We start from the raw sequence: 13,511 nt of genomic DNA on the forward strand, positions 1-13,511 counted from the left end.
GCGATGGGTATTTTTTCCATTGCCAACCAGCACATCCGCTTTGCGGTTAAACTGGCATGCGCCATCGTACTGGCGCTGTTTGTTGGCTTTCATTTTCAGCTTGAGACGCCGCGCTGGGCCGTTCTGACCGCGGCTATCGTCGCGGCGGGACCGGCTTTCGCCGCTGGCGGCGAACCCTATTCCGGCGCTATCCGCTATCGCGGGATGCTGCGTATTATTGGGACTTTCATCGGCTGTATTGCCGCCCTGGTGATCATCACGACGATGATCCGCGCGCCGCTGCTGATGATTATGGTGTGCTGTATCTGGGCGGGGTTTTGTACCTGGGTATCGTCGCTGGTGCGTATCGAAAACTCCTATGCCTGGGGATTGTCGGGCTATACCGCCCTGATTATCGTTATCACCATTCAGCCGGAACCGCTGTTGACGCCGCAGTTCGCCGTTGAACGATGTAGCGAAATCGTCATCGGGATTGTCTGCGCCATCATGGCGGATCTTCTGTTTTCTCCGCGATCCATCAAACAGGAAGTGGATCGCGAACTGGACAGCCTGCTGGTCGCGCAGTACCAATTGATGCAGCTGTGTATCAAACATGGCGACAGCGAAGAAGTGGATCAGGCCTGGGGCGATCTGGTGCGGCGAACCGCCGCGCTGGAGGGAATGCGCAGTAACCTGAACATGGAATCATCGCGTTGGGCGCTTGCCAACCGCCGTCTGAAGGCGATTAACACGCTTTCGCTGACTATGGTGACTCAGTCCTGCGAAACCTATTTGATTCAGAATACGCGACCGGAAGCGATCACCGATACGTTCCGGGAGTTCTTCGATATGCCCGTTGAAACGGCGCAGGACGTGCATAAACAGCTTAAACGCCTGCGTCGGGTGATTGCGTGGACCGGCGAGCGCGAAACGCCGGTGACCTTGTACACCTGGGCCGGGGCGGCGACGCGCTATCTGCTGCTTAAACGGGGAGTAATCGGTAATACCAAAATTAGCGGTACCGAGGAGGAGATCCTGGAGGGCGAGCCGGTGGTGAAAGTGGAATCCGCCGAGCGTCATCATGCGATGGTCAACTTCTGGCGTACCACGATTTCCTGCGTACTGGGCAGCCTGTTCTGGCTGTGGACCGGCTGGACCTCCGGCAACGGGGCAATGGTCATGATCGCGGTGGTGACCTCGCTCGCCATGCGTTTGCCGAATCCGCGGATGGTGGGGATCGATTTTATCTACGGGACGCTCGCGGCGCTGCCGTTGGGGGCGTTTTACTTTCTGGTGATCCTGCCTAATACCCAGCAAAGCATGTTGCTGCTGTGTCTGAGCCTTGCGGTGTTGGGGTTCTTTCTCGGGATCGAAGTACAGAAGCGGCGGCTGGGATCGATGGGGGCGCTTGCCAGTACCATTAACATTATCGTACTGGACAACCCGATGACCTTCCATTTCAGTCAGTTTCTCGACAGCGCGTTAGGGCAAATTGTCGGCTGCGTGCTGGCGTTCCTGGTTATCCTGTTGGTGCGTGATAACTCCCGCGCCCGTACCGGACGTGTGCTGCTGAACCAGTTTGTCTCTGCGGCGGTCTCGGCGATGACCACCAACGTGGTGCGTCGTAAAGAGAATCATCTTCCGGCGCTTTATCAGCAGTTGTTTTTGCTGATGAACAAATTTCCTGGCGACCTGCCGAAATTCCGTCTTGCCCTGACGATGATCATTGCGCATCAGCGCCTGCGCGACGCGCCTGTTCCAGTCAACGAGGATCTGTCAGCGTTTCACCGCCAGCTGCGCCGTACAGCGGATCACGTAATATCGGCCAGCAATGACGATAAGCGTCGACGCTACTTCGCGCAATTGCTGGAGGAGCTGAACGTCTATCAGGAAAAACTGCGAGTCTGGGAAGCGCCGCCGCAGGTGACCGAGCCGGTAAAACGTCTGACCGGCATGCTACACAAGTATCAACATGCGCTCACCGATAGCTGACCTGAAACCGACGCCAAAAGCGTCGGTTTTTTTATGGCTATACTTATTCGATGTGCGCAAAACCATGACATCGAAAGGAGAAACACCATGCAAACGCTCCAGGAGAACGAACTTTTCCAGACGGGATATCTGGTTGATGGATTGTGGAAAACGCTGGATACCACCTTTGATGTCCTGAACCCGGCCACCGGCGAGATAATCGCGAAGGTCGCCAAAGCGGGTAAACAGCAGACCGAGGAGGCGATTGCCGCCGCCAGCAAAGCGTTTCCCGCCTGGCGAGCGAAAACGGCGAAAGCGCGCTCGGCTATTTTGTACCGTTGGTACGAATTGATTATTGAGAATAAACGTTGGCTGGCCCAGTTAATGACCACCGAACAGGGGAAACCGCTGAAAGAAGCGGAAGGCGAAGTGGAGTACGCCGCCAGCTTTATCCAGTGGTTTGCGGAGCAGGCTAAACGCGCTAACGGTGAAATTATTCCGCCGGTCAAACCCGGATCGCGCATTCTGGCGACCCGTGAACCGGTGGGGGTGGTGGCGGCCATAACCCCGTGGAACTTCCCGATGGCGATGTTGACGCGAAAACTTGGCCCGGCGCTGGCCGCTGGCTGCACCGGCGTGATTAAACCCGCCAATAACACACCGCTAAGCGCCTTTGCGCTGCTTACCCTGGCGAAGAAAGCGGGCGTACCGAATGGCGTCCTCAACGCCGTGGCGGGCAATACGCAGGAGATCAGCGACGCGATTATGGCCAGCCATGAAGTGCGCAAAATCTCCTTTACCGGTTCCACTGCCGTCGGGAAAACGCTGGTGCGAAACGCGGCGGAAACGATGAAAAAGGTCTCGATGGAGCTGGGCGGCAACGCGCCTTATATCGTATTTGACGATGCCGATATCAATGCCGCCGTGCAGGGTGCGATCGCCAATAAATTCCGCAATGCCGGTCAGGTATGCGTGAGCGTCAACCGTTTCTATATTCAGGAGAACGTCTACGACGAATTTACCCGCAGGCTGGCGGACGCAGTACAGGCGCTGAAGGTCGGCAACGGACTGGACGAAGGCGTAGTGGTTGGGCCGCTCATAGAGCCGTCTGCGGTCGACAAAGTGCGTGAGCACGTCGACGATGCAGTGGCGAAAGGCGCGAAGGTGTTGGCGGGCGGCAAGGCGCATCCGTCTGGCGGTAACTTCTGGTTACCGACGGTGCTGGGGGAGTGCAGTGATGGCATGAAGCTGGCCAGCGAGGAGACTTTTGGGCCGGTTGCCGCCTGCTTCCGTTTTACCAGCGAAGACGAGGTCATTCAGCGAGCGAATAACACGCCGTTTGGCCTCGCCGCCTACTTCTATACGCAAAACCTGCAGCGGGTTTTCCGCGTCTCGCAGGCCATTGAAAGCGGCATGATCGGCATTAACGAATGTGCGGTTTCCACCGAGCTGGGGCCGTTTGGCGGCGTGAAAGAGTCAGGGTTGGGACGTGAAGGATCGGTGCTGGGGCTGGACGAATTCCTGGAAGTGAAAACCCTGCACATTGGCGGCCTGTAAGTGAGGTGGCGTCGGGAAGGTGGCGACAAATGAACATCTATACATTTGATTTTGATGAAATTGAGGATCAGACCGATTTTTATCGTGAATTTACCCGGATGTTTGGCCTCGCCAGCGAAAACGTGAACGATCTCGATGCGCTGTGGGATATCGTTATGAGCGAAAAGCTGCCGCTGCCGCTGGAGATCGAGTTTGTGCATCTCCCCGACAAGCTGCGCAGACGCTATGGCGCGCTGATTCTGCTGTTTGATGAAGCGGAAGAAGAGCTGGAAGGGCAGTTGCGCTTCAACGTCCGTCATTAAGGCATAAAAAAGCCCCCGACAGTCGGGGGCAAGGTCGTCGGACTAGACGACGAGGGTTTATTTGTACAGTTCGGCAGTGGCATGCCAGTTGTCACCGCTGCGGGCTTCAGTGATCTGATACGCTGATGCGCCTTTTTCTTCGGCTTTTTTGTTCAGCATTTCATGCATGTCCATCGGGTTTGAGCCGATCGCGCTTACGGAGATAGAACCCATTGCTTCGCGATTTTGTGCTTGTTCTGCGGTAATCGAATCTGCGGCGAAAGCGCCGAAAGAAAGAACAGAGAGAACGCTTAATGCTGCAACAGTAGTTTTGATTTTCATGATAAGTACCTCGTCGAATTTTATTATTGGGGGTCTTCGTTTCGTGACCCTCATCACAGAACTGAGTATACACTAATAACGCGATAAATTAATACCACGCTAACTGTTTCGCTGCTTTGTCAGTGATTAAAAACGACATTTTTATAACAATGCGTCATTAAAAATGCAGGCATTTAGTGTCTTTTTCAATAAAATCAAAATGTTATACAATTTAGCGATTTGTGCGTTTTAGAGAAGATGTATTCACTATGTGAATGTCTTTAGGCAGTAAAAGGCACTAACTGTTAAATCAGATGCAGCAGAAAAGCGGGTGAATTGAGGTGCGGGCCGGGTTTTCCCCGCCGCGGAACGCAGCGGGGTGAAGGGGATTAAAGCTCTTGCTCGAACAGCTCCAGAATGGCTTCGTACAGATCTTTCACCGTAAAGCCGTTCGCCGGCGTGGTGAAGATAGTGTCATCACCGGCGATGGTGCCAAGGATACCTTCGGCTTTACCGAGCGAGTCCAGCAGGCGCGCGATCAGCTGCGCGGCGCCGGGGCTGGTGTGGATCACCACCACCGCATCGTTATAGTCGATGTCCAGCACCAGATTCTTCAGCGGACTGGAGGTCGTGGGGACGCCGAGTTCAGCCGGCAGGCAGTAAACCATCTCCATTTTCGCGTTGCGGGTGCGTACCGCGCCGAACTTGGTCAACATGCGGGATACTTTGGACTGGTTGATATTATCAAAGCCCTGATCCTGCAACGCGAGGACGATTTCGCCCTGGGAACTGAATTTTTCTTCTTTGAGCAGCGCTTTAAACGCTTTAACTAACTCTTCTTGCTTAGCGGAGCTTCGCATAAGTCACCCGTAGTATGAGGATGGAAACAACATTATTATGCATACAGATGAATTTTTATGCAAACAGTCTGCCTTAGTGAAGGCTGAAATAATGTTATGAAAGAGCGGAATTTTATCAAATTTCGTTATCAAGAAACATGCCTGTGTCACGCCTCGCAAATAAGCTTAAAAGTAAATTAATTGTTATCAAAATGATGTTGTTTTGGTCGGGCAGTAGGGTATATTGTCACCACCTGTTGGAAAGTTGCTCGACTGCGCTGGCGTCCTCGTATTACGTAAATTAAATGCATAAAAGCTAAATTCGCGTGACTACACATAATTGAGTATGAGTGATTGTATTCATCGTATTTGTGGATTATGGTCGCCGCCGCGGAGCAACAAACACTTAGTTTATCAATATAATAAGGAGTTTAGGATGAAAGTCGCAGTCCTCGGCGCAGCTGGCGGCATCGGCCAGGCGCTTGCACTACTGTTAAAAACCCAACTGCCTTCAGGTTCAGAACTCTCCCTGTACGACATCGCTCCAGTGACTCCCGGTGTGGCCGTTGATCTGAGCCATATCCCAACTGCTGTGAAAATCAAAGGCTTCTCCGGTGAAGACGCGACCCCGGCGCTCGAAGGCGCTGACGTGGTGCTGATCTCCGCAGGCGTTGCACGTAAGCCGGGCATGGACCGTTCCGACCTGTTTAACGTTAACGCAGGTATCGTTAAGAACCTGGTTCAGCAGATCGCGACCACCTGTCCGAAAGCCTGCATCGGTATCATCACCAACCCGGTGAACACCACCGTGGCTATCGCCGCTGAAGTGCTGAAAAAAGCGGGCGTTTACGATAAGAACAAACTGTTTGGCGTCACCACGCTGGACATCATCCGCTCCAACACCTTTGTCGCGGAATTGAAAGGCAAGCTGCCAACCGACGTTGAAGTTCCGGTAATTGGCGGACACTCTGGCGTGACGATTCTGCCGCTGCTGTCGCAGATCCCGGGCGTGAGCTTTACCGAGCAGGAAGTGGCTGACCTGACCAAACGTATCCAGAACGCGGGTACTGAAGTGGTTGAAGCAAAAGCCGGTGGCGGTTCCGCAACCCTGTCGATGGGCCAGGCGGCGGCACGTTTTGGCCTGTCTCTGGTTCGCGCGTTGCAGGGCGAAAAAGGCGTGGTGGAATGTGCCTACGTTGAAGGTGACGGCCAGTATGCGCGTTTCTTCTCTCAGCCGCTGCTGCTGGGTAAAAACGGCGTGGAAGAACGTCAGTCTATCGGCAAACTGAGCGCATTCGAACAGAACGCGCTGGAAGGCATGCTGGACACGCTGAAGAAAGACATTCAGCTTGGCGAAGAGTTCGTTAACAAGTAAGCGAACCGTAGCCAGAAAAGACAAAGCCGGAGCGCAGACTCCGGTTTTTTTGTGATTGGGTTTGGCGATATTCTCTGTACCCCGAATCATTCACGTAGCGTCGGGGCAGCAAGTCAGTGAATCCCCAGAAGCGTAAGAACAGTACGAGACTGGGGAGAATGACCATAGCCAACAAAGCGGCAGCGTGACGGATGCAGCGTATTAATTGGTCGCCGGGTATTCCTGAATGGTGACCTGCAACGTCAGTTGCTTGTCATCACGCATGACCACCACAGGGATCACCGACCCCGGTCGGATCTCCGCCACCTGATCCATCGTTTCCAGCGCGGACACGGCCGGCTTATTGTTCACCGAGATAATCAGATCGTTAACCTGAATTCCCGCCTGCGCCGCCGGGCCATCCGGGGCGACTTCATTTACGACGATCCCCTGGATCTGATCCATCCCGCTGCCTTGTGCGTGCAGCGGCGCAATCTCGCGACCGCCAATGCCAATGTAGCCGCGGATCACGCGCCCGTCGCGGATCAGCTTATCCATAATTTTGGTCGCCAGCTGGAACGGGATGGCAAAGCCGATCCCCTCCGGGGTTTCACCATCGTTGCTCTTGTCAAACGACAGCGTGTTGATTCCCATCAGTTCGCCCAACGAATTCACCAGCGCGCCGCCGGAGTTTCCGTGGTTGATCGAGGCGTCCGTTTGCAGGAAGTTCTGCCGTCCCGTCGGGTTCAGGCCGATGCGCCCCGTCGCGCTGATAATCCCCTGGGTAATGGTCTGCCCGAGGTTGTACGGGTTACCAATAGCCAGCACGACGTCGCCAATGTGTGGCGTGCGACGGGTGTTGATCGGAATGGTTGGCAGGCCGCCGGTGGCGTTAATTTTCAGGACCGCCAGATCGGTCAGCGTGTCGGAGCCGACCAGCAGCGCTTCGAACACCCGACCATCCTGAAGGGCGACGATGATTTGGTCGGCATCGTTGATCACGTGCTTGTTGGTAATGATATAGCCGCGTTGATCCATAATGACGCCCGAACCGAGCGTGCGGATCTCCAGCTGGTTATGCGCGGTGCTGTTCATGCTGCGGTTATAGACGTTGACCACCGCAGGCGCCGCGCGACGTACCGCAGAGTTGTAGCTCGCCGGCGTCTCGTCGGCGCTGTCGTATTGCGGTACGGAAAGGGTGTTGATTTTGCGTAGCGAAGGCATGGCGGCCAGAAGAATGGCGCCGACAATCAAACCAATTGCGACCGAACGTAAGAGCTTCACAAACATGATGGAGGCGTCATTAATAAAGGAAACGGCAGCAGCATACCACGAGTTAACCGGACATCACACGCGGGGCTGATGTCCGGTTAAGTCGCATTAGCGCAGGAGCAGGTAAATACTCTCGTTACCGCGAACCACCTGTAGCGCGATGATTGACGGTTTCGCTTCCAGCACTTTGCGCATTTCGGCGATGGAATGGACGCGATCGCGGTTGACCCCGATAATCACATCATCTTTCTGCAAACCAGCCTGGGCGGCCGGGCTGCTTTTCTCCACGCTGTCAATTTTGATGCCTTTGCTGCCGTCTTTCAGCTGACCGTCGCTCAGCGTCGCGCCCTGAAGCGCCGGGGCGATCATTTCCGCACTCGCAGAGGCGGAAGTACTGGTGTCGAGCGTGACTTCTACGTCCAACGACTTACCGTTACGCAGCAGGCCCAGTTTCACTTTTGTGCCCGGTTCAGTGGTGGCAATACGCGATCGCAGTTCGGCAAAGCTATTGAGCGGCTTACCGTTGAGGCTGGTGATGACGTCGCCGGATTTCACGCCTGCCTTCGCGGAACCGGAGTTCGGCAGCACTTCGCTGACAAACGCGCCGCGCTGAACGTCAAGTTTGAACGCTTTGGCGATGTCAGCGGTCATTTCGGTGCCCTTGATACCGAGCAGGCCGCGTTTGATTTCGCCAAACTGAATCAACTGCTGCGCCAGAATGCGCGCCATATTACTGGGGATGGCAAAGCCAATGCCCACGCTGCCGCCCCCGGGCGCGAGGATGGCGGTGTTGATGCCAATAAGCTCGCCGTTCAGGTTAAGCAGCGCGCCGCCGGAATTCCCGCGGTTAATCGAGGCGTCGGTCTGAATAAAGTTTTCCAGTCCTTCCAGATTCAACCCGCTGCGTCCCAGCGCGGAGACGATACCCGAGGTGGCGGTCTGTCCCAGACCGAACGGGTTGCCTACGGCCACCGCAAAATCGCCGACGCGCAGTTTGTCGGAGTCGGCGATAGCGATTTGCGTCAGCTTGCTGGCGTTCTGAATTTGCAGCAGGGCGATGTCGCTCTGGTCGTCGCTGCCAATCAGCTTCGCGTCAAACTCGCGACCGTCGTTAAGCTGTACGCTGATTTTTTGCGCCTGGTTAATGACGTGATTGTTGGTCAGCACATAACCTTTCGCGGCGTCGATGATCACCCCGGAGCCAAGACCTTCGAACGGCTGTGAGGGCTGATCCGGCAGTTCGTCACCGAAGAACTTTTTGAACTCTTCCGGTACTTTCTGGCTTTGGGTGGCGGTGCCTTCAACCTTCACGCTCACCACGGCAGGCAGCACCTTTTCGAGCATCGGCGCCAGGCTCGGCAGCGCGGGCTGGCCCGGAACCTGGCCGGGAATCGAGGCGACGGCCTGAAACGGTGCCGAGAGAGTTAACCCGACACTTAACGCTAAAGCACTCAACAGCTGGGTGTGTTTTTTCATGGATCCTGCTCTCGTACCTTGAGTGAAAGGAAAGTCGATTCAAAACAGGTTGATGTTATTGAATTTTCAGTCAGCTAACAATGCGGATAATGATTAAATGATAGTCGGGACGGGAGAGAAGAGGCGGGCGCAATGAGCGCGCCCGGAAAATTTCGTGCCGATGTGCGATCAGTCGCGCTTTGCGCCGCTACGCAGCAGGCCGGATGCGCCTTCAGAGTAGTCACGCGGCATTTGCACCGGCGCTTGATCGTTGCTGGCTTCAGACTCCGCCAGGCGGTTACGAAACGGATTCGACTCTGCAGACAGTTCCGGCAGCAGGCTGCTGGAGCTTTTCGCCATGTGCTGATACAGCTGGCGGTAATCATGGGCCATGGTGTCCAGCAGTTCGGCGCTGCGGGCAAAGTGGCTCACCAGTTCTTCACGGTACTCTTCCAGCTCAGCTTTGTTCTTTTCCAGTTCGTACTGCAACGCCTGTTGCTGACGTAATTTGCGATTACCAAAACGCATGGCTACGGCGCCGATGATGATGCCGACGACTAAACCAATTAGCGCATATTCCCAGGTCATGAACATCTCCCGTTGTCTTTTGTTTCCGTAGGGTGTTGGCTTTAGGCTCCATGCCCGCGCCTGATATAGCCACTATAACCGCTAATCCCGCAGAAGTGGAATCCCACGTGTATATCGCGTAGTGTAGAACGGCCTTTTTTTCGACAACCGTGAACGACGGCACACCGATTTTCAAGGAATAACAATAACATCATGCAAAGCATTTCCCCCACATCGCGTTATCTGAAAGCCATTAACGACGGCACCCACCAACCCGACGACGTACAAAAAGAGGCGGTTAACCGCCTGGAGGCGATCTATCAGGCGCTAACGGTAAAGACGCCGCCAGCCGCCCCGGTGAAAGGCTTTATGGCCCGCGTCGGCCAGCTGTTGGGAAAACGAGAAGTGACGCAGCGCGTCCCGGTGCGCGGCTTATATATGTGGGGCGGCGTCGGGCGTGGGAAAACCTGGCTGATGGATCTTTTCTACCATAGTCTGCCGGGCGAACGTAAACAGCGTCTGCACTTTCATCGTTTTATGCTGCGCGTCCATGAAGAACTGACGGCGCTCCAGGGGCAGAGCGATCCGCTGGAAACGATCGCTGACCGTTTTCAGGCCGAAACGGACGTGCTGTGCTTTGACGAATTTTTTGTTTCCGACATTACCGACGCGATGCTGCTCGGCGGGCTGATGAAAGCGCTGTTTGCCCGCGGTATCACGCTGGTGGCGACCTCGAATATTCCGCCTGACGAGCTGTACCGTAATGGCCTGCAGCGCGCACGCTTTCTTCCCGCCATTGATGCCATTAAGCAACATTGCGACGTCATGAACGTGGACGCGGGCGTTGATTATCGCCTGCGAACCCTGACCCAGGCGCACCTGTGGCTTTCACCGCTTAACGATGAAACGCGGCAACAGATGGATATGCTATGGCTGGCGCTGGCAGGGGTGAAGCGCGAGCAGGGGCCGACGCTGGAAATCAATCACCGTCCGCTGCCGACGCTGGGCGCCGAAAACCAAACGCTGGCGGTGTCGTACGACACGCTGTGCGTCGACGCCCGCAGCCAGCATGACTACATTGCCCTGTCGCGCCTTTACCATACGGTAATGCTGTTCGATGTGCCGGTGATGACGCCGCTGATGGAGAGCGAAGCGCGGCGCTTTATCGCGCTGGTGGATGAGTTTTACGAACGCCATGTCAAGCTGGTGATCAGCGCGGCGGTGCCTTTATATGATATTTATCAGGGGGAGCGGCTGAAGTTCGAGTTCCAGCGCTGCTTGTCGCGGTTGCAGGAGATGCAGAGCGAGGAGTACCTCAAGCGGGAGCATATGCCCTGAACGCTCGCCCTCCGGCGCGGATGACCGTTACACAAATCACAAAAAGGGGTCGATCTTTGACCCCGACTTCTCTATAATCCTGCGACCCCACGTTACAAGAAAGTTTTTTTCCCGAAACTTTTTGTGTGCTGGCATTGGCTATTCGAAGGGGTAGGTTTGCCGGACTTTGTCGTGTGAACCTCAACTGACTAAACGTTTGGGTGTTCACCAACGTGTAACTTATTTATTGGGTAAGCTTTTAATGAAAACTTTTACAGCTAAACCAGAAACCGTAAAACGCGACTGGTACGTTGTTGACGCGACCGGTAAAACTCTGGGCCGTCTGGCTACTGAACTGGCTCTTCGCCTGCGCGGTAAGCACAAAGCGGAATACACTCCGCACGTAGATACCGGTGATTACATCATCGTTCTGAACGCTGACAAAGTTGCTGTAACCGGCAACAAGCGTACTGACAAAGTGTACTATCATCACACCGGCCACATCGGTGGTATCAAACAAGCGACCTTTGAAGAGATGATTGCTCGCCGTCCTGAGCGTGTGATTGAAATCGCGGTTAAAGGCATGCTGCCAAAAGGCCCGCTGGGTCGTGCTATGTTCCGTAAACTGAAAGTTTACGCTGGCAACGAGCACAACCACGCGGCACAGCAACCGCAAGTTCTTGACATCTAATCGGGATTATAGGCAATGGCTGAAAATCAATACTACGGCACTGGTCGCCGCAAAAGTTCCGCAGCTCGTGTGTTCATCAAACCGGGCAACGGCAAAATCGTAATCAACCAACGTTCTCTGGAACAGTACTTCGGTCGTGAAACTGCTCGCATGGTAGTTCGTCAGCCGCTGGAACTGGTCGACATGGTTGAGAAACTGGATCTGTACATCACTGTTAAAGGTGGTGGTATCTCTGGTCAGGCTGGTGCGATCCGTCACGGTATCACCCGCGCTCTGATGGAGTACGACGAGTCTCTGCGTTCTGAACTGCGTAAAGCTGGCTTCGTTACTCGTGACGCTCGTCAGGTTGAACGTAAGAAAGTCGGTCTGCGTAAAGCACGTCGTCGTCCGCAGTTCTCCAAACGTTAATGGTTCTCTGCCTCTGGCAGAAGACTCTTGGCGAAAAAACCCGCTTCGGCGGGTTTTTTTATGGATAAATCGGGCGTAATCCCCTGACAACTCCCTCTTTTTCCCCATTTCCGGAATCGACTCACCACAAAGGTCACAAAATCTGGTAAACTATCATCCAATTTTCTGCCCAAATATCGGGTATTGCTCATTTTTTGTTTGCTTTTTGAACGATGATGACCTTTCCGATGTGGGTGACATCACTTCTGGCTGGCCACGCGGTGGCTGGTAGCAGTAAAAATTCTGAATATACCTGGAGGTTTTCATGGCTGTCGCTGCCAACAAACGTTCGGTAATGACGCTGTTTTCTGGTCCTACTGACATCTATAGCCATCAGGTCCGCATTGTGCTGGCTGAGAAAGGTGTGAGTTTTGAGATCGAGCACGTGGAGAAGGACAATCCACCTCAGGATCTGATTGACCTCAACCCGAATCAGAGCGTCCCGACACTGGTGGATCGTGAGCTGACCCTGTGGGAATCTCGCATCATTATGGAATACCTGGATGAGCGTTTCCCTCATCCGCCGCTGATGCCGGTTTACCCGGTCGCACGTGGCGAAAGCCGCCTGTACATGCACCGTATCGAAAAAGACTGGTATACCCTGATGAACGTCATCGTCAACGGGTCTGCCTCGGAAGCGGACGTCGCGCGTAAGCAACTGCGTGAAGAACTGCAGGCGATTGCGCCGGTCTTCGGTCAGAAGCCGTACTTCCTGAGCGATGAATTCAGTCTGGTCGATTGCTACCTGGCGCCGCTGCTGTGGCGTTTACCGATCCTGGGCATTGAGTTCAGCGGTGCGGGCGCGAAAGAGCTGAAAGGCTATATGACCCGCGTCTTTGAACGTGACTCTTTCCTGGCTTCTTTAACCGAAGCTGAACGTGAAATGCGCCTCGGCCGGGGTTAATGCCTATGGATTTGTCACAGCTGACACCACGTCGTCCTTATCTGCTGCGTGCTTTCTATGAGTGGTTGCTCGACAACCAGCTCACGCCGCATCTGGTGGTGGATGTGACGTTGCCTGGCGTGCATGTTCCAATGGAGTATGCGCGCGACGGTCAGATCGTCCTGAATATCGCTCCGCGCGCGGTGGGGAATCTGGAACTGGCCAACGACGAAGTGCGTTTTAATGCGCGTTTTGGCGGCGTACCGCGCCAGGTTTCCGTCCCGCTGGCGGCAGTGCTGGCGATTTATGCGCGTGAAAACGGCGCCGGAACGATGTTTGAACCGGAAGCGGCGTACGACGAAGACGTTGCCAGCCTGAATGATAATGACGCGGCGTCTGGCGCTGAGAGCGAAACCGTCATGTCGGTTATCGACGGCGATAAGCCGGATCGTGATGACGACGACAATCCGGATAACGATCCGCCGCCGCGCGGTGGACGACCAGCGCTTCGCGTGGTGAAGTGATGTCAAACAGGCTCGTCAGAGCCTGTTTTTTTATGCCTGCCGCCCTGTTTCCC

The 13,511-nt window shown here is 54.9% G+C and carries 14 protein-coding genes; 9 read left to right on the forward strand and 5 right to left on the reverse strand.

The genetic code is table 11. From position 1 onward, the window contains the following. Positions 1-3 precede the first annotated feature (3 nt). The 3 genes from aaeB to HVX72_RS02365 all read left to right on the forward strand — a co-directional run bounded on the left by aaeB (position 4) and on the right by HVX72_RS02365 (position 3,809). Entirely contained in the window at positions 4-1,971 is a 1,968-nt protein-coding gene (gene aaeB / locus HVX72_RS02355) for a p-hydroxybenzoic acid efflux pump subunit AaeB (RefSeq protein WP_042291969.1), read from the forward strand. Positions 1,972-2,058: 87 nt separating this feature from the next. Then, positions 2,059-3,507 carry an NAD-dependent succinate-semialdehyde dehydrogenase gene (locus tag HVX72_RS02360; RefSeq protein ID WP_181822467.1) on the forward strand — a complete coding sequence of 483 codons (1,449 nt, stop codon included), beginning with the start codon at positions 2,059-2,061 and terminating at the stop codon, positions 3,505-3,507. Between the two features lie 29 nt (positions 3,508-3,536). Next, entirely contained in the window at positions 3,537-3,809 is a 273-nt protein-coding gene (locus HVX72_RS02365; RefSeq protein WP_181822468.1) for a barstar family protein, read from the forward strand. Positions 3,810-3,866: 57 nt separating this feature from the next. Here the strand turns inward: HVX72_RS02365 and yhcN are convergent, their stop codons facing one another. Both yhcN and argR read right to left on the reverse strand, forming a co-directional pair. Next, positions 3,867-4,130 (reverse strand): peroxide/acid stress response protein YhcN, encoded by a 264-nt coding sequence (gene yhcN, locus HVX72_RS02370; protein ID WP_042291961.1) that lies wholly within the window; start codon positions 4,128-4,130, stop codon positions 3,867-3,869. 368 nt (positions 4,131-4,498) lie between these two features. Further along, positions 4,499-4,969: a transcriptional regulator ArgR gene (argR, locus tag HVX72_RS02375; protein ID WP_012135369.1), complete on the reverse strand. Its 471-nt coding sequence runs from the start codon at positions 4,967-4,969 to the stop codon at positions 4,499-4,501. Between the two features lie 415 nt (positions 4,970-5,384). Here argR and mdh point away from each other — a divergent pair, with 415 nt between their 5' ends. After that, positions 5,385-6,323 (forward strand): malate dehydrogenase, encoded by a 939-nt coding sequence (mdh, locus tag HVX72_RS02380; RefSeq protein WP_042291960.1) that lies wholly within the window; start codon positions 5,385-5,387, stop codon positions 6,321-6,323. Between the two features lie 201 nt (positions 6,324-6,524). On the opposite strand, the gene degS is transcribed toward mdh, so the two are convergent. The 3 genes from degS to zapG form a co-directional block, all read right to left on the reverse strand. Beyond that, on the reverse strand, positions 6,525-7,592 hold the full coding sequence (degS, locus tag HVX72_RS02385) for an outer membrane-stress sensor serine endopeptidase DegS (RefSeq protein WP_042291957.1): 1,068 nt from the start codon (positions 7,590-7,592) through the stop codon (positions 6,525-6,527). 90 nt (positions 7,593-7,682) lie between these two features. Beyond that, positions 7,683-9,050, reverse strand: coding sequence for a serine endoprotease DegQ (degQ, locus tag HVX72_RS02390; protein WP_181822469.1), 1,368 nt, complete (start codon positions 9,048-9,050; stop codon positions 7,683-7,685). A 168-nt stretch (positions 9,051-9,218) separates the two neighbouring features. Then, on the reverse strand, positions 9,219-9,617 hold the full coding sequence (gene zapG, locus HVX72_RS02395) for a Z-ring associated protein ZapG (protein WP_042292056.1): 399 nt from the start codon (positions 9,615-9,617) through the stop codon (positions 9,219-9,221). 192 nt (positions 9,618-9,809) lie between these two features. Here zapG and zapE point away from each other — a divergent pair, with 192 nt between their 5' ends. The 5 genes from zapE to sspB all read left to right on the forward strand — a co-directional run bounded on the left by zapE (position 9,810) and on the right by sspB (position 13,458). Then, positions 9,810-10,934 (forward strand): cell division protein ZapE, encoded by a 1,125-nt coding sequence (gene zapE, locus HVX72_RS02400; protein ID WP_181822470.1) that lies wholly within the window; start codon positions 9,810-9,812, stop codon positions 10,932-10,934. A 241-nt stretch (positions 10,935-11,175) separates the two neighbouring features. Then, entirely contained in the window at positions 11,176-11,604 is a 429-nt protein-coding gene (gene rplM, locus HVX72_RS02405; RefSeq protein ID WP_000847556.1) for a 50S ribosomal protein L13, read from the forward strand. Between the two features lie 15 nt (positions 11,605-11,619). Further along, positions 11,620-12,012 carry a 30S ribosomal protein S9 gene (gene rpsI / locus HVX72_RS02410; RefSeq protein ID WP_000829818.1) on the forward strand — a complete coding sequence of 131 codons (393 nt, stop codon included), beginning with the start codon at positions 11,620-11,622 and terminating at the stop codon, positions 12,010-12,012. Between the two features lie 304 nt (positions 12,013-12,316). Next, positions 12,317-12,955, forward strand: a complete 639-nt coding sequence (sspA, locus tag HVX72_RS02415; protein ID WP_042291949.1) for a stringent starvation protein SspA — start codon at positions 12,317-12,319, stop codon at positions 12,953-12,955. A 5-nt stretch (positions 12,956-12,960) separates the two neighbouring features. Further along, positions 12,961-13,458: a ClpXP protease specificity-enhancing factor gene (sspB, locus tag HVX72_RS02420; protein ID WP_181822471.1), complete on the forward strand. Its 498-nt coding sequence runs from the start codon at positions 12,961-12,963 to the stop codon at positions 13,456-13,458. Positions 13,459-13,511 lie beyond the last annotated feature (53 nt).

The sequence above is a fragment of the Citrobacter sp. RHB21-C05 genome (genome assembly GCF_013889015.1).
Lineage (GTDB): Bacteria > Pseudomonadota > Gammaproteobacteria > Enterobacterales > Enterobacteriaceae > Citrobacter_A > Citrobacter_A sedlakii.